At 44.8% G+C, this 22,349-nt stretch carries 16 protein-coding genes and 1 pseudogene; 5 read left to right on the plus strand and 12 right to left on the minus strand.

Translation table 11 applies throughout. The features are described 5' to 3' along the window. From TW89_RS02030 to TW89_RS02065, 9 genes are all read right to left on the minus strand, one after another. Positions 1 to 4,433: DEAD/DEAH box helicase (locus tag TW89_RS02030; protein WP_128580390.1), on the minus strand; the 4,433-nt coding region annotated here is incomplete at its 3' end. A gap of 58 nt (positions 4,434 to 4,491) precedes the next feature. Then, a complete protein-coding gene (locus TW89_RS11910) occupies positions 4,492 to 5,010 on the minus strand; it encodes a DUF4113 domain-containing protein (protein ID WP_349251548.1) in 519 nt (172 codons plus the stop codon). Then, on the minus strand, positions 4,971 to 5,747 hold the full coding sequence (locus TW89_RS11915) for a Y-family DNA polymerase (protein ID WP_283114269.1): 777 nt from the start codon (positions 5,745 to 5,747) through the stop codon (positions 4,971 to 4,973). The genes TW89_RS11910 and TW89_RS11915 overlap by 40 nt, the downstream gene beginning before the upstream one ends. Further along, positions 5,747 to 6,349 carry a LexA family protein gene (locus tag TW89_RS02040; RefSeq protein ID WP_128580391.1) on the minus strand — a complete coding sequence of 201 codons (603 nt, stop codon included), beginning with the start codon at positions 6,347 to 6,349 and terminating at the stop codon, positions 5,747 to 5,749. Before TW89_RS02040 ends, TW89_RS11915 begins: the two co-directional genes overlap by 1 nt. Positions 6,350 to 6,614: 265 nt before the next feature. Continuing rightward, a complete protein-coding gene (locus TW89_RS02045; RefSeq protein WP_164836683.1) occupies positions 6,615 to 7,364 on the minus strand; it encodes a YagK/YfjJ domain-containing protein in 750 nt (249 codons plus the stop codon). Between the two features lie 337 nt (positions 7,365 to 7,701). After that, entirely contained in the window at positions 7,702 to 8,580 is an 879-nt protein-coding gene (locus TW89_RS02050; RefSeq protein ID WP_070587915.1) for a hypothetical protein, read from the minus strand. A 50-nt stretch (positions 8,581 to 8,630) separates the two neighbouring features. Then, on the minus strand, positions 8,631 to 9,641 hold the full coding sequence (locus tag TW89_RS02055; RefSeq protein ID WP_128580393.1) for a YqaJ viral recombinase family protein: 1,011 nt from the start codon (positions 9,639 to 9,641) through the stop codon (positions 8,631 to 8,633). Positions 9,642 to 9,749: 108 nt separating this feature from the next. Further along, positions 9,750 to 10,721 (minus strand): DUF932 domain-containing protein, encoded by a 972-nt coding sequence (locus TW89_RS02060; protein ID WP_128580394.1) that lies wholly within the window; start codon positions 10,719 to 10,721, stop codon positions 9,750 to 9,752. Positions 10,722 to 10,730: 9 nt separating this feature from the next. Next, positions 10,731 to 11,051 carry a hypothetical protein gene (locus TW89_RS02065; protein WP_128580395.1) on the minus strand — a complete coding sequence of 107 codons (321 nt, stop codon included), beginning with the start codon at positions 11,049 to 11,051 and terminating at the stop codon, positions 10,731 to 10,733. A 107-nt stretch (positions 11,052 to 11,158) separates the two neighbouring features. Here TW89_RS02065 and TW89_RS02070 point away from each other — a divergent pair, with 107 nt between their 5' ends. The 3 genes from TW89_RS02070 (at position 11,159) to TW89_RS02080 (ending at position 14,692) form a co-directional block, all read left to right on the plus strand. Continuing rightward, positions 11,159 to 12,502: a hypothetical protein gene (locus TW89_RS02070; RefSeq protein ID WP_128580396.1), complete on the plus strand. Its 1,344-nt coding sequence runs from the start codon at positions 11,159 to 11,161 to the stop codon at positions 12,500 to 12,502. Positions 12,503 to 12,945: 443 nt separating this feature from the next. Next, complete coding sequence (locus TW89_RS02075; RefSeq protein ID WP_128580397.1) at positions 12,946 to 13,224, plus strand: helix-turn-helix transcriptional regulator; 279 nt, start codon at positions 12,946 to 12,948, stop codon at positions 13,222 to 13,224. After that, the gene (locus tag TW89_RS02080; protein ID WP_128580398.1) at positions 13,214 to 14,692 is read left to right on the plus strand and encodes a YfjI family protein; all 1,479 of its coding nucleotides are present in this window, start codon (positions 13,214 to 13,216) and stop codon (positions 14,690 to 14,692) included. The genes TW89_RS02075 and TW89_RS02080 overlap by 11 nt, the downstream gene beginning before the upstream one ends. Before the next feature lie 728 nt (positions 14,693 to 15,420). Here the strand turns inward: TW89_RS02080 and TW89_RS02085 are convergent. Next, entirely contained in the window at positions 15,421 to 16,551 is a 1,131-nt protein-coding gene (locus TW89_RS02085) for an FUSC family protein (protein WP_128580399.1), read from the minus strand. A gap of 154 nt (positions 16,552 to 16,705) precedes the next feature. Between TW89_RS02085 and rnhB the strand changes: the two genes are divergently transcribed. Further along, positions 16,706 to 17,299: a ribonuclease HII gene (gene rnhB, locus TW89_RS02090; RefSeq protein WP_164836685.1), complete on the plus strand. Its 594-nt coding sequence runs from the start codon at positions 16,706 to 16,708 to the stop codon at positions 17,297 to 17,299. Positions 17,300 to 17,355: 56 nt separating this feature from the next. Here the strand turns inward: rnhB and TW89_RS02095 are convergent. Continuing rightward, positions 17,356 to 18,359 (minus strand): annotated as a pseudogene (locus tag TW89_RS02095) (quinone-dependent dihydroorotate dehydrogenase). Between the two features lie 249 nt (positions 18,360 to 18,608). Here TW89_RS02095 and TW89_RS02100 point away from each other — a divergent pair. Further along, positions 18,609 to 20,618 carry an OPT family oligopeptide transporter gene (locus TW89_RS02100; protein WP_128580401.1) on the plus strand — a complete coding sequence of 670 codons (2,010 nt, stop codon included), beginning with the start codon at positions 18,609 to 18,611 and terminating at the stop codon, positions 20,616 to 20,618. 347 nt (positions 20,619 to 20,965) lie between these two features. Here the strand turns inward: TW89_RS02100 and waaA are convergent, their stop codons facing one another. Continuing rightward, positions 20,966 to 22,228: a lipid IV(A) 3-deoxy-D-manno-octulosonic acid transferase gene (gene waaA, locus TW89_RS02105; RefSeq protein WP_128580402.1), complete on the minus strand. Its 1,263-nt coding sequence runs from the start codon at positions 22,226 to 22,228 to the stop codon at positions 20,966 to 20,968. Positions 22,229 to 22,349 lie beyond the last annotated feature (121 nt).

The following is a 22,349-nucleotide window of genomic DNA, read 5'->3' on the forward strand; positions in this document are numbered from 1 at the left end:
TCGTTCGTTCGTTCGTTCGTTCGTTCGTTCGTTCGTTCGTTCGTTCGTTCGTTCGTTCGTTCGTTCGTTCGTTCGTTCGTTCGTTCGTTCGTTCGTTCGTTCGTTCGTTCGTTCGTTCGTTCGTTCGGGCTTACTGCGTCTTCAATTTCATACAAGTCTTTCGGGAAGCACTGCCCTTTTGAAATCATCTCCAAATCGGGGATTTCGTTGGTAATCAGGGCAGAAAATTCTTTGGTTGCACCGCGCCCCGTTACGCTGATAACTGCATTTTCAGACGATCTATCGGCTTTCAAATTCGGAAAAATTTTAGGAATCTGCAAAGTACGCTCAACCCATTGTTTATTAAAAAATAGTTTTTCCTTTGTGAACGGTCTATATAAGCCTGTTACAACACAATCGTTAGTAAATTGCGATTTTCTTAACCTGCCTAAATCATTTTTCAGATTAACCGTCCAACTAATCTTTAACGGGTTTGCATCAATGAATGTATCAATATCAGGCTGTTCGTTTTCAGGTAGCCTTGCACAGGCAGCCTGAAACCGGCTGACTTCGGAATTATAAAAATCAATCGTACTTCGCATATTTTGTTTCAATTGGCTATCTGAAAAGTTGTAAACCCATACATCGCGATTTGTTGCCACGCCTAACGAGTAGTTCTCAAACACTACCAGTGCGTTTTTATCTTTCTTATCCCCCAAGCTGATGTATTTATCAAAATTCGGGTCGCGCTGGTTGAGCCAGTCGTTGAAGCCGTCAGGGATAATCTGCTGCCAGCCGATGCCGTCTGAAATGCCTTGAATGCTGCCCAGTTCGGCGATGGTTGCCAATTTCTGCTCGCGGCTGAGGTAGTCGCCGATGTCGTGGAAGTAAATTTGGCCGCGCTTTTTGGCTGCGGGGTTTTTGACGAGGATGGAAACGGCTATCGGCGCACGACTACCAGAACCGAAAATTTTGCCGCCTTCTTTGCGTGAGCGTTCGCCCGATGTACGTTGGTTGCCGCGCAGATGAAAGATATACAGGCTGGAAAATTCGTCGGCCAGGCATTTGCGCAGGCCGTCTGCGGTATTGGCTTCTACCCAGCCGGCGTTGGTTACAAAACCGATTATGCCCTTGTTGTCGATGCGGTCGCTCGCCCAGCGGATGGCGCGGATATAGCTGTCGTATAACTTGTTTTGCAAGGTGGCAGAAGAGTTTGCAGCGTATGTATCCGCAATCCTTTTGTCCAAATGCGGGTATTCCACATTGGCGTTGTTGTCATTAGCGGATTCCTGCCCTGCGGAATACGGCGGATTGCCGATAATGACACGGATGTCCAAGGCTTTCTGCCGTTTGCGGCGTGCGCTGTTGTCTACGAGCATTTCGTCCAGCATGTCGCCTTTTTCGTACATTTGGAAGGTGTCGGTCAGGCAGATACCTTCAAAGGGAACGTAGGGAACGTCGTCTGAAACATTCCCGTCAATGTTGCCTGTCAGTATGCCGTGGTAAGCGGATTCGATGTTGATGGCAGCGATGTAGTAGGCGAGCAGGACGATTTCGTTGGCGTGGATTTCGCTTTTGTATTTTTCAGGCAGCCTGTCGTGCGGGATGATGCCGCTTTGCAGCAGGCGGGTGATGAAGGTGCCTGTGCCGGTGAAGGGGTCGAGGATGTGCACGCCTTTGTCTTGCAGGCTGCTTTTGAATTCGTGCTGCAAGACGTCTTCCACGCTTTTGATGATGAAATCGACGACTTCGACGGGCGTGTAAACGATGCCGAGCCGTTCTGTCATGCGCGGGAAGGCGTTACGGAAGAATTTGTCGTAGAGTTCCACGACGATTTTTTGTTTGCCTTCGGCGGTTTCGATGCCGCTGGCACGCAGGTGGACGGAGTCGTAGAAGGATTGCAGGGTATTGCGCTCTTTGTGGAGGTTTTTCTGCTGCAATAAATCCAGCACTTTCTGCATGGCGCGGCTCATGGGGTTGTGTTCGGCGAAGCTGTAATCGGAAAATAGTGCGTCGAACACAGGTTTGGTAATCATGTGCTGCGCCAGCATTTCGATAATTTCTTCGTCGCTGACGGCGTTATTGAGGTCATCGCGCAGTTCGGCAGCAAAGGCCTCGAAGGCTGTGCGTTCGGCTTCGTTGGCAGGGTTTTCTAGAATGGCGTTGATGCTGTCAATATGGGTGCGGGCAATTTTGGCAATGTCGTCTGCCCAGTCTTCCCAATGGTGGCGGTTGCCACATTTTTTGACGATTTTTGCGTAGAGGGCGCGTTCGATTTCGCCGATTTCGAATTGGAAGCTTTCTTGTACTGGCGTGGGTGTGGTGGGGCTGCCTATGCTGTAGCTAGCCTTGGTTTCGCGTAAGGTTTGGTCTTTTTTGCTGCTTCGTTTGATCTTGGGAGAAACTTTGTCGGCAATGGCGATAACTTCCATTTTCTGGGTGTCTTTGCCGTTGAACTCCAATTTGTTAATCATGGCATCGAAGCGGTCATCGTGTGCACGTAGGGCATTGAGTACCTGCCAGACAACTCGGTAGTTTTCATTTTTGTCTAATGCGTCTTCGGCTTCTACACCTGCTGGGATAACGACAGGAAGGATAACGTAGCCCTGTTGTTTGCCTTCGGCACGGCGCATGACGCGGCCGACCGACTGCACGACATCAACTTGGGAGTTGCGAGGAGTAAGGAATAACACGGCATCTAGTGCAGGTACGTCCACGCCTTCAGACAGGCAGCGGACATTGGAAAGGATGCGGCAGGTATTTTCGGGTAGTCCTTCGGGTGCTTTTAGCCATTGTAGCTTACTCTCTTTTTCACCTGCGTTCATACTGCCGTCCACATGTTCGGCTTGACAGGTCATGGCCAGTTGCGGTGGCAGTTTCAAATCGGGATTTTGTTTGAGCAAGGCAGTACGTTCTGCCTGCTGGTATTCTTCAATCACGGTTTGGAACATTTCGGCAATTAGTTTTGAACTGACTTTGTGTTTGCTGCCTTTGTATTCTTTCTCAATGACTTGGCAGAAGGCAACGGCACGTCGCATTGGATTGTACAGTGCACCTTCTTCGCCGCTTAGTCCGTATTTTGAAAGTGCTTTCCAGCAGCCTACAATTTTGGCGGCATCATCGACTTTGAGTTCATTGTTGCCGTCAGTGAGTAGGTTTTGGATGCGGCGTTGGATATGACTTTCTTCAATGGCTAAGACAATAACTTTATAATCGACCAATAGGCCGTCTGAAACGGCTTGGGAGAATGTTAGAACGAAAAACTCTTTGCCGAAATGGGTTTCGTCATCCATAGAATACAAAACCACGCCTTCGGTTGTTTTAGCGACTTCTCCATAGATACGCGGAGTAGCAGTCATATACAACCGTTTTGCGCCTTTGATGTAGTCAGCATCGTGTATGCGGACAAAAGCAGATTCGTCTTCTCCATCAAACGTCGCACCGGTAGTGCGGTGTGCTTCATCGCAAATGATTAAATCAAACTCAGGCAGATTATGCAGTGATTGAGCTTGGTGAATCACGTCAATGGAATGATAAGTGGAATAAACAACAGTCATGGTTTGCTGTTTATTTTTTTGCTCTACCACGTGTACTGCGTTTGCAAGGCTTTTGGCATTAGTTGTTGCTGGAAATTGTAAATCGCTAAGATTGGCTAGGACGCTATCTTCATTGTGTTTTTTGCCTACATCGCTATCTGAACAAACAGCAAAGTTAATCAATGGTGTTTCTGTGTCTTGATTCCATTCGCGTAAGGTTTGGCTCAACAATGATAAGCTTGGTACTAGGAAGAGTACCCGCTTGCCTTTACCAGCCATTTTTTCAGCGATTTTCAGCGCAGTAAACGTTTTACCCGTACCACAAGCCATAATCAGCTTACCGCGTGTTTCTCCTCCATTAAATCGGGTTTCAACACTTTTTAAAGCACTTTGTTGATGTGGGCGTAAGCCTTTTTTTGCTTTTAATACAGGTTTATCTTTGATTTGAAATTGCGACCAATCAATTTGGCTGTTTTCTAGATCTTCCAAATTGATAACTGAAACAGGGATTTGTTGATTGGTTAAAGCCTCTCTTGCATTTTTGGACCATTTATTTGTAGTAGTCACAATATAGCGATGGGTAAACCATTGCTTACCTGAAGCAGTAAAGAAGCTGTCGATGTCATTCTTTTGAATGCTGTAGTCAGCAGAATAATTTTTGCATTGTACAGCGTGAAATTCGCCTGTATTACTCGTTAAGACTAAATCAATACCTGCATCTGTTTTGTTTTCTAAACCAAGTGAAGCACCATGCTCCTCAATCCATTGAGCGTAAGTTTGTACGTTTGAATATTGGCTTTTGTAATAAGGCTCAAACTGAAAGAATTTAATAATGAGATTTTCAAAAGAAGTGCCTTTATCACGTTGGCTCAGCGTGGCTTTTTCAAACTGCTCTAGTAAGGTGCTTAATGCTGACATAATTGGTTTCCCGTACGGTAAAATTTCAAACATTATAGTTGATAATAAAATGCTTTTTCTATACGACTATCAAATCCTCTATTCTAGTCGTAAAACATGGGCTAAGATTATCTCGTGTCATTTTCCAGTCTTCACTATATAGCTCACTACCTAACTTAAGGCTTCCTCTGCCAAAGCGTTGGGTTAAATCATCCCAACACATCATCATGGCTTTGCTTCTTGTGGTGTTTTCTGAATGCCAAAAGTCCAGTTGCTCAACGGTTTCATTTTCTATACCAGACAATTCTACACCACACTTTTTGTAGTTATAGCCTGCACGGTATATGTGTTTTAAAAGATGTTGAGCAAGTCTGTTTAATTCCATCGTATCAGAGCTGCCTTTTACGAGAGCCATGATACGGTAATTGGAATATTGTGGCTCTTCTTTAAATCGGTTTGTGTGGATGAACACGGCAATTGTATTTGCTACGGTATGTTCCTTGCGTAATGCCTCTGCTGCTGCTGAAGCATGATGTGTAAGTGCTGAACTGAGGGTATCTATATCTTGAACGGGCTTTCCAAAGCTACGGCTACGAATGAGTTGTTTTTAACAGGGGGGATGGGTTCAAATTCCACACATGGAATACCTTGCATTTCCCTCTGTATTCGTTCAACAGTAACGCCGTATCTTGCTCTCAGTGTCTGTGTATCAGCCTTAACGAAATCATAGGCCGTCTGAATATTCTGTTGGGCTAAATGAGCAGATAATTTTCTCCCAATTCCCCAGATTTCAGATACCGGTTCGCTGCGTAAGGCACGGGTTTGGATTTCTGCTGACCAATCATCCCAGACTACTACACCATTGAAATGCCTAGGATAGCGTTTTGCAAGATGATTCGAAAATTTAGCTAATGTCTTTGTGGGGGCAATACCGACACATGTAGGTATGCCGACCCATTGCAAGACACGCTCTTTGATTTCTAATCCCCTCTGTGCAAGTTGATTCAATCCTCGCATATCGGCAAAGCATTCATCTATCGAATAAACTTCGATTTCTGGTACAAGCGAGGCAATTGTATTCATCATTCTTCGCGATAAATCAGCATATAGTTCGTAATTTGACGAATATGCTTTCAAATATCCTTGTCGGACCAAATGTTTTATCTGAAAATAAGGTACTCCCATTTTGATGCCTAGTGCTTTTGCCTCACGTGAGCGTGCCACCACACAGCCATCATTATTGGATAACACCACAATTGGCACATTTTTTAAATCAGGCCGGAAAACCCTTTCACATGAACAATAAAAGCTGTTTCCATCAATAAGAGCATACATTACTTGCCTGTCCTAACATCTTTTAAAACAAACGTTACGACACCTACAATGCTCCAGTTGTCCCCCTCTTTGGGAATGAAATTAGGATATTCTCCTGAAGCATTTTCAGAATGAAGTTCAAAACCTGTTTTAGTTTTAACCAATCTCTTAATCGTGAATTCATTACCCAAATCAGCCATGACAATATCACCATGTTTGAATGGAACAGAACGGTCTATAACTAGAACATCATCTTTATTTATCCCAGCATCAAGCATGGATAGTCCACCGCTTCGTACTGCAAACGTTGCAGAGGGATTACTAACCAGGTATTCATTAAAATTGAGTGTATCCTCAATATAACTTTGAGCAGGGGAAGGGAAGCCGGCTGGAATTCTTTCTACACCTAGCGGGATTGAAATATCAGAATGAGAAGTGTCTATTGGCATTGCATCTAGTGGTAAGCATGTGCTACGAGGAATCTCATCAGACAATGCTTCAATCATCTCATTTACGCGTGCTTCAATAATGACAGGGATTCTTTTGACTATTGTTTCTATTCCAGTCTTCTTACGTCCTGCCCCCTTCCTAGCTCCACCATGTGTTCCTAGATTTTTACTCATAAACAAGCCATCTTGATTAAAGTTACATATTTCAAGATAGCTTGTTTTTATCATGGTGTAAAGTAAGATTTTATTGAGCTTATCCGATTAGTGAAATGTATCCAAGGTGTTTTTCCGTAGGTTCATTAAGGGGGGTAAAAAATAACCTTCTTCCCTTGATTTGTTCCATTCTATTCGTTCATTCATCACTATAAGATAGGATGATACTGAATTCTGAACTACACCAACTGATATTATTATCATCTAACCGAGTTTTATTTAGAATTTAATATCGATTTTTATAGCTGATAGTCCCTTTTCTTCTCATTTCTTCCAAAGCACGGCTTCTTTCTGGATTCTGGGTATAAAGATGCGTTCTCTTTCGTCCTCTTGGGATAGTTCGGTCTGCATTACCTAAAGGAACATGACCTGTATTAAAGGCCCGCATGTGTTTAGGTAAATATTTCTGTTGTTGCAAATCCGACTGTGTTTCCTTAGCAAGGTAATAGCAAATCTGTCTGAGTTTATTGATATTATCATGATCCGAATATCCAATGACCAGACCCAAGATATACCGTTCATTCTCTATATCTTCAGATTGCCATGTGTTTTCATTCATACGAGCCAAATTAGAACTGTATGCTCGTCCTATACCTTTTGTAATCACATTTTCCCAATAACGACAGATACTATTTGCATAAATGATGTCATTTTGTACCCTCTGTCCATTAAAGAATAAGACCATATGACAATGCCAACCTGTCAAAGGTGCATACTCTATTTTGCTGATATAGGTAATGTAATGTTCAAACAGCTTGTTCTTACGGATATTGTTACGAAACTTAGTTAGCCAAAATCTTAGGTCAAAATAACCATACTTATCGGTAAACTCTTTTTTGACATAGAAATCTACTCTGATAGGTAGAATCTTGGAGTATGAAGAGAATAAATTACTAATCAATGAGTTGATTGCAATTTCATGGTCTTTGTTAAATGCATAATCCTTACTGAAGAAATCAGGGTGTGGTTGATTCAATTTGAGGTGTTCCGACTGAATTTTAGGAAGAATGGGTCTTGTATTATGCATATTGGTTTGTCCTTCGTGATTTAGGTTAAGTAGGTATCAACCTGAGTTATCGCTTTACTGTTATTAATATTAATAATTCAATAACATTTAAAAACCTAAAATCAGATGATGGAAACTCATTGATTTTTCGTGGTTTAAAAAACGAAAAAGGTCGATATAGTTGCTGAATCGGAAATATCGTGGAGGTACACAGTTATTTCTATTCATATCCTTTACCTAAACAAAAAAAATTGAATCTATTTGTTTTAAAAAAGCACCATGCGATTGTGCATAGTGCTTTCTTAAATTAGGTATTAGCTGCTTTCTCCGCAATCTTTTCAGCCAAAGTAATGGCAGATTGAGAACCTTCCCGTACCGAAATGGCGGTTTTTTCAGGGTAGAACTCTTCAACAATCGCTACGCCGTCTTCCTCATTTTCTTCAAATGCTCCCGCAGCAAAACCGTTTCGAGCGGCTTCATCTAAAGCTTCCTGCTTAAAACCAGCTTGAATACGCTCTTCGTAGGTTTTATGAGCTTCATTGATAGCTTGATTCAGAGTCATTCCTTCCCGGATGACCAAATCCACATAGTAAATTGGTGTACGAAAAGACATCGTGGTTGATTTGCTACGTAGCTTGAGCTCTAGAGGCAGAGTGGACAGTTTCTTGCCTGATAAAGCAGAGAAATAATGCAGTCGAGATGCCAATGTACGAATGCTGTTAAACCCTGTGGTTCTGAAGATAAAACTACCCACTTCATCATCCTCACCGATTCGTACATTCAGACGACCATAAGGTTTGCATTGACCATTTGCACCTATCGGGCAGGAATTGGGACTAGGGCAGTATTCTGATTTAACCCCTTCAGGAGTGGTACGCTTACAGGATTCGCCATTACCAACACAGATCGGGCGACCTGTTTGTCGGTCAAACAAACTGTATTGGGCACGTAAATTTAAATCGGGGTCATCAAAAAGCAGCATTACCGGGATGGAACGGAGCTTTTCATTGGCTTTACGCAGTTGTTCATTAATCGGATGTGGTATCCATTTGCCATGCTTTTGTACTTGGGTAGTAATGGTAAACTCATCATCTTTAACGGGTACATTTTTACCGTTCTTCTCTTCGACTTTACCAATGCTGATACGACCAATGACAGGCGGTGTTAATGCTAGTCCTTTTAACATAGTGATTCCTTTTTGAATAAAAACAGACGACCGTCAGGCCGTCTGTTGGTTTATGCAGTTTTATTACTGAGTAAGAAGCGGCGATTGCCAGCTTTCAGGATTTGGTATTGAAGAGCCAAATCAGGGTTTTCAGCAGCCATACGTTTACTATCTAAAACCATGCTGTCCTTGCTACGTTTATAGCTGATCGAGCCATTTCGAAACCTTGCGTGAGCAGCTGTACCTATTGCCTGAATCAACCGTTGCTGCATTTTGGCTTCGTCTGCATGGATAGACTTCAGTAGTTGCCGGGTTTCTTGCAAGTCATCAAACACATGATTCAAATCTGCATCAGCAGTTAAATCAACAACCTCACCGTCATCATTTGGAAATAGACAACGGAGAGCCTGCTCTGCTGACATAGAGCCATCAGCTGGTGGAGCGATATCGTTTTCAACGTAATACCAAAACTGACGCTCCAGCTTAATTAGGTTTTCAATCATAGTTTCATCACGTTCAATACGATGAATCTGCAAATCTTGGCCACAAATTAGAACAGCCACATCAGCAGCCTGTTTGCCGGTTACCGCTAATTGATGCATAACCTGAACTTGAATATAGTCAGGTATGCCGTTTTTCCATAGTTTTGCCCCATTCATTCCTGCAGTTTTACACTCCAAGATTTGTACGTCAGTGTTGCCGACAATTTCACGGTCAAGATTAGCCAGCATAAAGGGAATAGTTGGATGCTGAAGTACGGCATTAACCCGACGTACCTTATTGCCAGTACGTTTACTGTAATGTTTAGCAACAATTGGTTCTAAGATAGTTCCCCAATAAACAGGCTGGGTATCATCCTCAATATCAATCTGTGGCAACATTTCCCCTCGGCCTGTTTTTTCCATCCACAGTGCCAAAGGGGATTTGTAGGGGTTCAACCCAATTGCAGCTGCTGCATCAGAACCGCCAATACCCGATTGACGAACAGCAAGCCATTTATCACGTTCCATCTGTTTGGTTTCTACCAAACGGAGGGGTTTAGCATGATGAGAAGTTTTGGTTTGAGCTACCAAAGTATTCATTTAAAAATTCCTTTCTATACAAAAATAAAGCCCCTGTATCCTTTGGGATACAAGGGCTTTATTAGTTTGATTTAAGGTAAAAGAGAGGTCAACTGAACAACAGACGACTTATGCGACCAGTTCAAGAGCATGGTCTAAAGCGCGTTGTTTAAGAGCGGCACCTTGACCAAACCATGCACTATCTAAACGATATTCGTTAGAGCGAGCACGTCGTTCATGGTCTACATACTCAGTCATAGCACATAACAAACCCCACGCGGTATCTTTGGTAGCGCTGACTTGCATCCCACGACCATGACCGTTGTACAGGTCTTGAACCTTAGCTAGAGCGCGTTCATTAGTTAAGCCTGCACCTGTTTTGAGATTATCTGAGTTACAGAGTACCCGCATAAAGAAATGCATGGCTTCATGGTTTTTGATTTTACGTTCTGACAGCATTTTCATGCGGTACATAAACGAATCCCAGCCAGTTATTGCCATGCCTAATCTGCGTTTAACATCTTCAGCATCAAAGCTTGTATTATGTGGTACTTTAATCGAGGTAGAAGTACCATTTAAGGCAACCGCAAGCGTATTGGCACAAACTACACGGATAGTTGTCGGTGTGGCGGTTGTAGCCAGAGTACCATCACATGACGTAGCCAAGAGAAGATAGCCTTTAACCACATCATTGCCTTTTAAAACAGCTTCCTTACCTGTTCGTGCTAGAGCCCAAAACTTGCGTCCTGATTTTAAGACACCTGCCGTTTCCAACTCATAGCCTGCCTGCTCGGTTAAATCACGATAGAACTCTAAAACCTCCTGTGGTTGCACTACCTGATAACGTTTGCTTACCACAGACAAGGGTTGCTTGTTATCAGAACGAAACAGAACCTTGTGATCCTCAAAAGGCATAATTAGAGATTGGTGACCCAACTCAGGCATCTCAACATCATAGCGCACAGTTGATTCCTGGATTCTCCAATCCATCCCTGCAGCCTTTGCCCATACTTCGATAGGTTGTTTCTCAGGCAAATGATTGCCTAAGTTGTGCCACGGTGCCTTGCCTGTATAGGCCATTGTCTGAATATCATGAGCCATGATGCCCCCTTAATTGAATTCTGTGTCGCAGTCTAAGCAGCGATAAAGGTCTAAAACAGAACCATCTAACTGTTCCCCAACCTTGCTACCAGCAATACTGCCTGAAACTGAACCTACCAAACCACCAAACAAAGCTCCAGCAATTGAGCCAGTTATTAAGCCAACTGGCCCGAATGCTGCGCCTACCACAGCACCAGTTTCTGCACCAGTCCAAGCTCCTGAAGCCCCCAAAACTCCTCCACTGACAGCACCAATACGTGCGCCAACGGTTTTACCGATCTGACGCTCAATGACATTGTGTGAGTTACAATTCGGGCATTGAATTGACATATAAAACTCCTTGATATAACAATAGAAAAAAAGCAGCTATGTAGGCTGCTTGGTTATTTCAAGTTAGTGATATATGTTTAAAAAAAAATTGAATATAGAAGAGCTTTATGGAAAATACAGTAAAGAAAATAGATGATTGGACTCAGTTAATATCTGAATTCTCAAAAGACTTCAAAGATGTTTATGAAATAATTAGAGAATATAAAATTCCAATTTTTATTAAGTTAGATGCAGTACATCAACAGAACGAGAACAGTTATAGTAGAAATCTCTTAGCAGAACTTGAATTAGTAGAATATGAAAGAATTCCAAGATATTCTGTGTCATTTCAAGGAGAGGATGATGCCCTTACCGATGAATTATTAAGGAGGAGGGCATATAATCTTCTTTTTTCAAGGCTTCATGAAAATCACTTTGAAGGAATAAAAATTCAAAATAAATTTAACCAGTTCTTAACGAATAAGTTATTCTCTACTCCACTTTCTATAGAAAACGTAATTTTTTTTCAGATTAATAGTGATGAGGGAAATTATTTTGAATTCTCGCCATATTTTTCAAAACAGCAAATACGAAGAATAAATCGTGAACTACCTGAAAACAATTTGGTATATAAGTGGCTTAAAAAGCATACTACAAAAACGCCATGGAGGACCTCTGATCCAGAACGGAAGCCAAAAGAAGCTGAAATCATTAACATCCCATACCTAACATCAGAAAAAAACAGTTTAAAAAAATCTGATCCTTCAATGAATATAAATGCTTCAGAAAACCTTAGCCATCAAATCGGTGAAAAGCCCTTAGGTTTAAAAAAGTTAGAAATCGATGAATACCAACCTAAAACCCTTGAATATAATTTATACCAATTAATTAACAAAATTAATCCAATTGATGTGAATAGAGTCCTATTTAAGAAAGGCTTTGATTCTAAAAAAATTCTATCATCTCCCATTGTGAAAGAAACAAGGGAAAAAGCGAGTATAACTTTCAATATTCTTGATGATATTAGATATAGAAAAAGAATTAATGAAATTTTCTCTAGAAATTTTTATGTAAGCTACAACAATGAATTGTTACATATATCTAAATTCTATAGTGGATTAGAAGACCTCCCTACAGCTGTTTTGGCTAATATTTTCCATTATAAATCAGAAATAAATCAATCAATTAGATTTAATGAAAAAGATTTTTACTTATTTAATGAAGATGTTAGATTAATAAAAAGGGAGTTACACTTTAAGATTAGGAAAAAAGAGGCAGACTCGATTTTTGCTTTTCCTTTAAATGAAAGACACCAATTTACTTATACAACAAGGGTACTGCTTGATTTGATTGACTCATCCGGGAAAAATATTCCAAATTTAAAAGGAGAATATCCAGCGGATGATGAGTTAACTGAGTATCTCAAAAAAGAACTTGGATGTGTAATTGGGAAGGATAAAGAAAAAAACTGAAAATCCTCAAAAGGCTTATTAGGAAAGAACCTAAGGGAAGATTCCATTCCCAAAGGGCAAGTATTGGACTGAATAATTTGTTTAAGGAGATTTGCTTTTATTGTATTGACCAAATGGATAAAGAATACGATCTAAATAGCTTTATAGAAAAATTCACGAGAGTCGACGAAGATGATAAAAGAGACTATCCCTGTGAGGATGATTTTAAGAGAGTGGCTGCGTTGATTTATCCTAAACGCCCAAAATAAGAGAAATTTTGGGTCAAAGATTAAATTTAGTATATTGAAATATATGTATTTTTTTTAGTCAATTATAATTATTGCCCAAATTTAAATATTATTTTGGGTCAATATTTCAACTTTAGGACCATGAAATATAAAAGATTATTTGGCAGAATTAGTCTTGTTCCGGAACAAACTTTTTTAATTTTAAAGGAGCATAATATGGCTACTAATATTTCGAATGAGTCCAAACACTCTATACAAGAACAGCAGGTTTATCTCAGTTTACAGGATGTACTACAAATTACCCCTCTCTCAAGAACTGGAGTTTATGACCGATTAAATCCTAAAAGTAAGTATTACGATGCAACTTTTCCTAGACCAGTAAAATTTGGAGAACGAAAAAATCGCTGGGTAAAAGAAGAAGTTCAAGAATGGCTAGAAGCACTGAAAGCTAAGCGTTTTGACTTACGTACGAAGGGAGCGAAAAATGAATGCTAACTTCCACGAATCTAAGTTACATCTTTGTTTACACCCCAAGTTAAGCAATCTTGCTAGAAGTGTGCAAAACCAGATTCAATCGCCTATGCCGATAGTTGTTTCTTCTATGCTGACAGCGTTGTCAACTGCTATGCAGTCCTTTGTTAAAGTGAGGTTGCCTATAGGAATGACTATCCCAAGCAACTTGTATGTTTGCACCATTGCTGATTCAGGAGAGCGTAAAACCAGTACCTTAAATCTGTTTATGAAGGGTATCAGACAGTTTGATAACGAATTAAGTGTTATGAATCAACAGATTATTTTTAGTAATAAGAGTAAGCAGACTGTTTGGGATTTGCGCTATTCTGAGCTCATGAAAAAGCTGAAGAAAGCGATTAATCAAAATGACGCGGGTAACATCGATGTTTATAGTGCCAAACTGAGGGAACTTGAATCGGAGAAACCAACTGAAGAACAAATAAGTAGAATTGTGTTTGATGACGCCACAATTGAGGCTCTGACTTTTCAATTAGGCCAATCGAAAGTAGGAGGCTTGTATGTAACGACTGAAGCTGGGAGTGTTCTAAAAAACATGACTACCAAACATACTTCATTGCTTAATACACTTTGGGATGGTGAGAAAATTCATGTTGACCGTCAATCTGGCTCTTATGACGTCGATAATATTTTAAGTTGCTCTTTTTCTGTGCAACCAGACCTGTTCACGGAGGCAATAGTTAAGAAGGAAAATATGATTCGAGGTAGTGGGTTATTAGCCCGTATGTTGGTGTGCTATCCACAAAGCACACAAGGTTTTCGGAGTATAAGTGAGTCATTTATCAATTTCGATTTAGAAGACTTCAATACAAGGATGAAACAGCTGTGTCAATTTTCAAGCACCTGTACACAGGAGCAGAAAATCATCTGTTTAGAATTTGATGAGTCAGCCAAAAGGCTGTGGTTTCATGCAGCTAATGATCTTGAAGCAAACATTTCGGAAACAGGCAAGTACCAAAGCGTCAAAGATGTAGTAAGCAAATTTATGAATAACGCTTCTAGAATTGCGGCTCTGTTTCATTTTTATCTTTATGGTGATGAAAACGAGGAAGCAACGAGAAAAATTTCGGAATCGATACTGGGATCGGCTATTACGCTTATGGGATACTATTTGGAAGAGTCACTCCGATTATTTGGCGAGAAGTCAGAAGAGCAGGTGCGTTTTGAGTACGCTCAATCCTTATTTCAATATCTTGCCAGAACCTATAATCCACAAAATCCTTTCCCAGGTATAGAGAAGCAGACTATCTGTAGAAATGGTCCACGGTTAATTCGTAAAGCTGTTTTGGCACAAATCGCAATTGATGAGCTTGTGAGACATGGCTATCTATATTATAGACCAAATGAAAAACCACACATTTATTGGTTTGGTCACAAATGGTTTGTAGAAAATGGACATGTCTACCCACCTGGGTATTATCCTTCTTGTTAATTTACAATTAACATACTAATGGCTAAAACGGCGATATTCGCCGTTTTAGCCATACTTTATGTCTGAAGTTTTTCAATCATGTTCAAACCGATGCTCAATTCTGTTTGAAGGTCATAATTATGCACTATCCAATAGTGTCCAACTACATGCATTTTTTATTCAATCTCTTGTTAAGCATAAACCAAGAATTTAAGATGTTAGCACCATCTACTCAAACCAAGGGGGTAATATCAATTATTAGGATCCTACCGACCGATCATAGCGATGCTTGGAGGGGCAAATTTATATGTGGGAAACTAGTAATTCGACTTTTTATGGTTACGTTGGTAACTTTGAAAAATCTCATGTTTATTAACTAAATGGTTGAGGCCATATGATATTATTGGTATAGTTGAATCCAATGTTGGAAATAGTAAACAGAATTGATTTGATGTAGCTCTATAAGTTTTGTTGGTACATTTGTTGGTATCTTTAAGAGATTGACTGAAAATATACTTTAAATACATTCGGTTATGTAGTTTTGTGAATCCTGCTCCCGCAACCAAATATAAAAATCCCCTGCAATCGCAGGGGATTTTGCTTTATGCGGTATTTATTGTTGCTTGGATTGATTGAAAGGCCGTCTGAACCATTGGGTTTCAGACGGCCTTTTTTATTGGCCGATGTTATCGGCGGCTAATTCGTTTTTGTCTTTTATTTTGGGTTTGCGTTTTTCAGACGGCCTATTGTTACTCCGGATCGGTATCGTTACGCAGGTATTCTTTCAGGCGTTGCAATTCTTTTTTGTCCAACCATTTATTGCGCGAACGTTGCAACAGGATCACCAATGCGGCGATTTCGTTGCGCATATTGGTGCTGAGCCAGAGGAAGCCTTGCCAGTCGTAATGCAGGCGGGCGGCCGGTTTGCTTAGTTCGGTATTGAGCGAAGTATCGATGCGGATACGGCGGGCGTAATGGCCTTTGATGAGGCGGACGGTCAGCCGAAGCTCGCGTTGGAGTTGGTTGAAATGGCGGTCGAGCAGGCGGATTTCGCTTTCGTTGAGCGTGGGCGCGCGCAGTTTGGCGGCGGTGGTCAGGAGCAGCTCGGTGGTGGTGACGATTTTGCGGTGGGCATGTTGCATGGCTTCCATCATATTGTTGCTGATGTGGCTTTCGCCGGATGTGGCAGCTAGATGGCTGCGGCTTTTGACCATGCGGGCGTTGATTTTGCGCATTTTAATCATATTTTGTTCCAAACGCTCGCGCGTCATGCGCTTGCCGTTGCTGATTTCGGCAATCATTTTGGCGCAGTCGGTGAGGTTGTCGGCAAGCATGAAGCGCCACATCAGGGTGGAGCGCAGGGGCAGGAGTTTGGCGGCGGCAATGGCGATGGCGGCACCAATCAAAACGTTCATGGCGCGCATCAGGCCGCTGTCGAGCCAATGGTGGCTGCTGTCGCCGATGAGCATGCACATGGTCAAACCGGCAAGCATGGCGACATAGCCGTTTTTGCCGACTGCCGACCAACCGGCCACTGCGCTGGCGGCACCGATAATCAGATAGAAGAAAACGCCGTCTTGCAAATAATGCTGGTTCAACCATAAAACGGCCAACCCGACACCCAAACCGATGGCCGTGCCGAGCATACGTTCGACTGCTTTGGAGTAAATCGCGCCTTGGAATTGCAGCATGCCGAGGACGACAAAGACGGTCATGCCGATCCACTCGCCGTGTTGCAGGTGGAAGACTTTGGCCAACAGGGTGGAAAACACGATTGCCAAGCCGAGGCGGAAGGCGTGGATATGGCGGCGATAGCGGTAGCGTTCGTAGGCGTTGAGCCAGCGTTCGGAAAAATGGAGGCGTTCGGATTTGACAGGCATGTTGTAAAATGTATGGGTATGTGGGGATGTAAATTATAACTGATTGGTAAAGCAGATGAAATTTGAACTGCTCTCCAACGGTTTGAACTATTGCAGAATTTCTCTGCCGCAAGCAGATATAATGGCGGCTTTGAATCAGACAGGCGGTGAAGAAATGGCGACGGTTTTAAGCGCAGGCGTGGACGAAGCGGGACGCGGCCCTTTGGTCGGCAGCGTATTTGCGGCGGCGGTGATTTTGCCGGAACATTTTGACCTGCCGGGTTTGACCGACTCAAAAAAACTGAGCGAAAAAAAGCGCGATATGTTGGCGCAGATGATTAAGGAACAGGCGGTTGCGTGGAGCATTGCCTTTGCCGATCCTGACGAAATCCTGCAACTGAACATCCTGCACGCAACCATGGCCGCGATGAAGCGCGCAGTCGAGGGGCTGTCGGTCACTCCCGACAAAGTGTGGATAGACGGCAACCGCGTGCCGAAAGATTTGAATGTCCCTGCCGAAGCCGTGGTCAAAGGCGACAGCAAAATCATCGAAATCTCCGCCGCTTCGGTTTTGGCCAAAACCGCGCGTGATGCGGAAATGTATGAATTGGCGAAACGCTATCCGCAATACGGGTTTGACCGCCACAAAGGCTACGGCACGGCGCAACATTTGGCCGCATTGAAACAATACGGCGTATTGCCGGAACACCGCCGCGATTTCGCACCGGTCAAGACCTTATTGGCACAAGGCAATCTGTATGAAGAATAAAAGCATATCAAAAGGCCGTCTGAAAGATTTCAGACGGCCTTGTTTTTGGAAAAGTATTATTTCAACGCAGCCAAACACTCTTTAATCAATTCAGGGCCGCGATAAATCAAACCGCTGTACACCTGCACCGCACTGGCGCCCAAGCGGATTTTTTCTGCCGCATCCGTGCCGTTCATGATGCCGCCGACGCCGATAATCGGCAGCTTGCCGTCAATGCGTTCCGCCAAAAGTTTCAACACCTGATTGCTTTTCTCGCGTACGGGCAAGCCACTTAAGCCGCCTTGTTCGCCTGTGAGCGGATGGCTGCCCAAGCTGGATTTGTCGATGGTCGTGTTGGTGGCGATGATGCCGTCCATTTCCACGGATTTGACCACATGGGCGATGTCGTCGATTTGTGCTTCGTCCAAATCCGGCGCGATTTTGACCGCCAGCGGCACATATTTGCCATGCGCGGCCGCCAGTTGCGCCTGTTTGTTTTTCAAGGCTTCCAACAATGCGCTCAATTCGTCGCCGCCCTGCAAGGCGCGCAGGGTTTTCGTAGTTGGGGAGGAATATTGACCGTGATGTAGCTTGCGTGGGCGTAGGCTTTTTCCAAGCAAATCAGATAATCGTCGGCCGCGTTTTCAATCGGCGTAACGGCATTTTTACCGATGTTGATGCCCAAAATGCCTTTAAAGCGGCTGTTTTCAATGTTGCGGATCATCGCGTCGATGCCGTGGTTGTTGAAACCCATGCGGTTGATGATGCCTTGGTGTTCGGGAACGCGGAAAAGGCGCGGTTGCGGATTGCCCGGCTGCGGCTTGGGCGTTACCGTACCGATTTCGACAAAGCCGAAACCCAAAGCGGCAAACGCATCGATACACTCGCCGTTTTTGTCCAAACCTGCCGCCAATCCGACCGGATTGGGCAGCTGCAAACCCATCAGCTCGGTTGGTCGGGTGTGGCTGTCCACCTTGGGCAGCAGGCCGAGTTTTTCGATGGAACGCAAACTGTTGAGCGTGAAATGATGGGCCTTTTCTGCATCGAAACGGAACAGTATGGGGCGGACGAGTGAATACATGGCGGCGGCTTTCTGAACAGTTGATGAATTTGGCGTTATTTTACCTGAAACCGTCAAACTGCCCCAAACGTCTGTATCGATATGATTTTATTGTTTGGCGTCAAATGAAAATAAATAGGGCTTTTGCGTGTAGTCGGATAGTTCATTAAAATGGTAAGAGAGAGGCTTTTCAGACGGCCTGATGGATGTATCAAAAGGCCGTCTGAAAAGTTTTGATTTGATTGTTTACCTGATACAGGAAGATTTTTTATGAAACAGGCGGTTGATCCTTATGCGAGTTTCCGTGAACTGACGCTGCGGGGGATGATACTCGGTGCGTTGATTACGGTGATTTTTACGGCATCCAATGTGTATTTGGGCTTGAAGGTGGGTCTGACTTTTGCGTCTTCGATTCCGGCTGCGGTGATTTCGATGGCGGTTTTGAAGTTTTTTAAAGGCAGCAATATTCTGGAAAATAATATGGTGCAGACTCAGGCTTCGGCTGCGGGTACGCTCTCCAGTATTATTTTTATCTTGCCGGGTTTGCTGATGGCCGGTTATTGGGCGGGCTTTCCGTTTTGGCAGACTACGCTGCTGTGTATGTCCGGCGGTATTTTGGGCGTGATTTTCACTGTGCCTTTGCGTTATGCGATGGTGGTGAAGAGCGATTTGCCTTATCCGGAAGGCGTGGCGGCGGCTGAGATTTTGAAGGTCGGCGACCATGATGCGGACCAGCAGGAAGGCGGCAGCGGTATCAAGGAATTGGTGTCGGGCGGCGCATTGGCCGGTTTGATGAGCTTCTGTGCAAGCGGTTTGCGCGTGGTGGCGGACAGCGCGAGCTTTTGGTTTAAAGGCGGCGCGTCGGTGTTTCAAGTGCCGATGGGCTTTTCTTTGGCCTTGCTGGGCGCGGGCTATTTGGTCGGCCTGACCGGCGGTATCGCGATTTTGCTGGGTATTTCGATTGCTTGGGGTGTGGCCGTACCGTATCTGTCGGCGCATATTCCGCAACCTGCCGATATGGAGATGATTCCTTTTGCGATGTCTTTGTGGAAGGAAAAAGTCCGTTTTATCGGCGCGGGTACGATCGGTATCGCGGCTATTTGGACGCTGTTGACTTTGATGAAACCGATGGTCGAGGGTATGCGCCTGTCTTTCCGCAATTTCGGCGGTGCGCAGATGACCGAGCGCACGGAACAGGATTTGTCGCCTAAGGCGATGATTGCTTGGGTGTTGGCGATGATGCTGGTGTTGGGCGTGTCTTTCTTCCACTTTATTGGCGACTCGCATATTTCCGGCGGTTTGGCTTGGCTGTTGGTGGTTGTATGTACGCTGCTGGCTTCGATTATCGGCTTTTTAGTGGCCGCGGCTTGCGGTTATATGGCCGGTTTGGTCGGTTCGTCGTCCAGCCCGATTTCGGGTGTGGGCATCGTCTCTATCGTTATCATTTCGCTGGTGTTGCTGCTGGTCGGCGAATCCGGCGGCTTGATGGCGGACGAGGCAAACCGCAAATTCCTGCTGGCATTGACGCTGTTTTGCGGCGCGTCTGTGATTTGTGTGGCTTCGATTTCCAATGACAACCTGCAGGATTTGAAAACGGGTTATCTGGTAAAGGCAACGCCTTGGAAACAGCAGGTTGCGCTGATTGTCGGCTGCGTTGTCGGTGCATTGGTGATTTCGCCTGTGTTGGAGCTTTTGTATGAAGCCTACGGCTTTACCGGCGCGATGCCGCGTGAAGGCATGGATGCTGCCCAAGCCCTTGCCGCGCCTCAGGCAACTTTGATGACCACCATCGCCCAAGGTATTTTCTCGCACAATCTGCAATGGGATTATATTTTCACCGGCGTGGCCATCGGCGTGGCGTTGATCGCGGTCGATTTCACATTGCGCAAATCCTCCGGCGGCAAGCGTGCTTTGCCGGTATTGGCTGTGGGTATGGGCATTTATCTGCCGCCGTCTGTGAATATGCCGATTGTGATCGGTGCGGTATTGGCGGCTGTGTTGAAATCCGTCATCGCCCGCCGTCAAGAAAACCGTGAAGGCCGTCTGAAAAATGCGGAACGTATCGGTACGCTGTTCTCCGCCGGTTTGATTGTCGGCGAGAGCCTGATCGGTGTGATTATGGCGTTTATCATCGCCTTCTCCGTAACCAACGGCGGTTCGGATGCGCCTTTGGCCCTGAACCTGGAAAACTGGGATACGGCCGCCAAATGGCTGGGCTTGGCGTTTTTTGTTTTCGGTATGTTCGTGTTTGCACGCCGCGTGTTGAAAGCAGGACGTTAAGTTTGTAGGTTGAGAAAAGGCCGTCTGAAACCCAAAAAATTGGGGTTTCAGACGGCCTTTTTAGTGGAAATTTGTTTGGAATGATTTTAGGAAGTTTGGGTATAATTATCGCGGGGCTGGTAGCAAAAAAGCCCCATTGCAGTGGGGCTTTGTGCTGAAACCGCCCTAGAAAGGATGGTTTCAATCATGAAACATACCACTCGCACGGGTCGTTCATGGCTGAGACTGCGAACAGTCGTTAAGATTATCTTAACCCTGTTCCTGCTCTTAGTCAATTAAACGGCTGAAAACAAAAAACTGTTTTTCAGTTTCCGTCTGTTTGTCATGAACGGGCGGTTTTTTGTTGTTTAACGCTGATTCAAACAATCTGCAATCGCTTTGGCAATTTTGGCACTGGCACCTTGGTGTTGCGAAATGAATTGCTCGGTGTGGCTGATCAGCTGTTGGCGCAGCGTTTCGTCATCGAGGTATTGGCGCGTGGTTCTGTACCAGGCTTCGGCGGTTTCGACGCGGACGGCGGCTTTGGCTTCGACTGCGCCTTTGCAGGCTTGGGCGAAGTTGTAGTTGGAGTAGCCGAAGAGGGTGGGGACGCGGCAGGAGATGGGTTCGATGATGTTTTGGCAGCCGGCATCAACGAGGCTGCCGCCGACGAAGGCAATGTCTGCGCTGAGGTAGTAGGCGGCAAGCTCGCCCATGCTGTCGCCTATCCAAACTTGCGTATCGGGGGAAACGGGTTGTCCGTCGCTGCGTTTTTGGACGGTATAACCAAGCGATTTGGCGGTATCGTAGGCCGTCTGAAAGTTTTCAGGGTGGCGCGGTACGATGACCAGCAAGGCATTGCCGCGGTAGCCCTGCCATGCTTTGAGGAGCAGTTCGGCTTCGTCTGTGCCTTTGTACACGCGCGTGCTGGCGCAGACGACGACAGGGCGTGCGCCGATGCGTTCTTTAAAGGCGACGGCAAGCGGGCGCAAGTCGTCGGGGGGCGCGATGTCGTATTTGGTGTTGCCGCAGACGTGGACGTTGGATGCGCCGATAAGGTGCAGGCGCTCGGCATCGGCGGCGGTTTGGGCAAAGCAGCCGGAGAGGGTCTGCATGGCAGGCTCGACCAGTTTGCGGATTTTGAGGTAGCCGCGTTGGGATTTTTCGGAGAGGCGCGCGTTGGCCAAAAAGAGGGGAATGCCTGCTTCTTGGCAGCCGTGCATCAGGTTGGGCCAGATTTCGGTTTCCATCAAAATGCCGCAGATGGGGCGGTGTTCGGCTAAAAATCGGGCGACCCATTCGGATTTGTCGTAGGGCAGGTAACGGCATTGCGCATCAGGGAACAGGGATTGCGCGGTGGTGCGGCCGGTCGGCGTCATTTGGGTAATCAGAAACGGCGAGTCGGGAAAATGGCGGCGCAATGCCTGAACTAAAGGTTCGGCTGCACGCGTTTCGCCGACGGATACGGCGTGTATCCAAATCGGGCGTTGTACGGGATTGGGATACGCCTGCCCGAAACGCTCGTCCCAATGCTCGAGATAAGCTGGGGATTTGAGGGCGCGGCGGCGCAGGTGGCGGCGGATCAGGAAGGGGGCGAGGTGCCACAGCGTGGCGTAAAGGCGGCGTATCATGCTTACGGGTCTTGTGTCGGAATAGGCCTATTTTATCGGAAACTGAAACGGAAGATATAGCTTTGATGCGTGTTTTACGCAAAGGAAACAGGCCGTCTGAAAGGTTTCAGACGGCCTTTAA

The sequence above is a fragment of the Neisseria flavescens genome (assembly GCF_001618065.1).
Taxonomy (GTDB): domain Bacteria; phylum Pseudomonadota; class Gammaproteobacteria; order Burkholderiales; family Neisseriaceae; genus Neisseria; species Neisseria flavescens_A.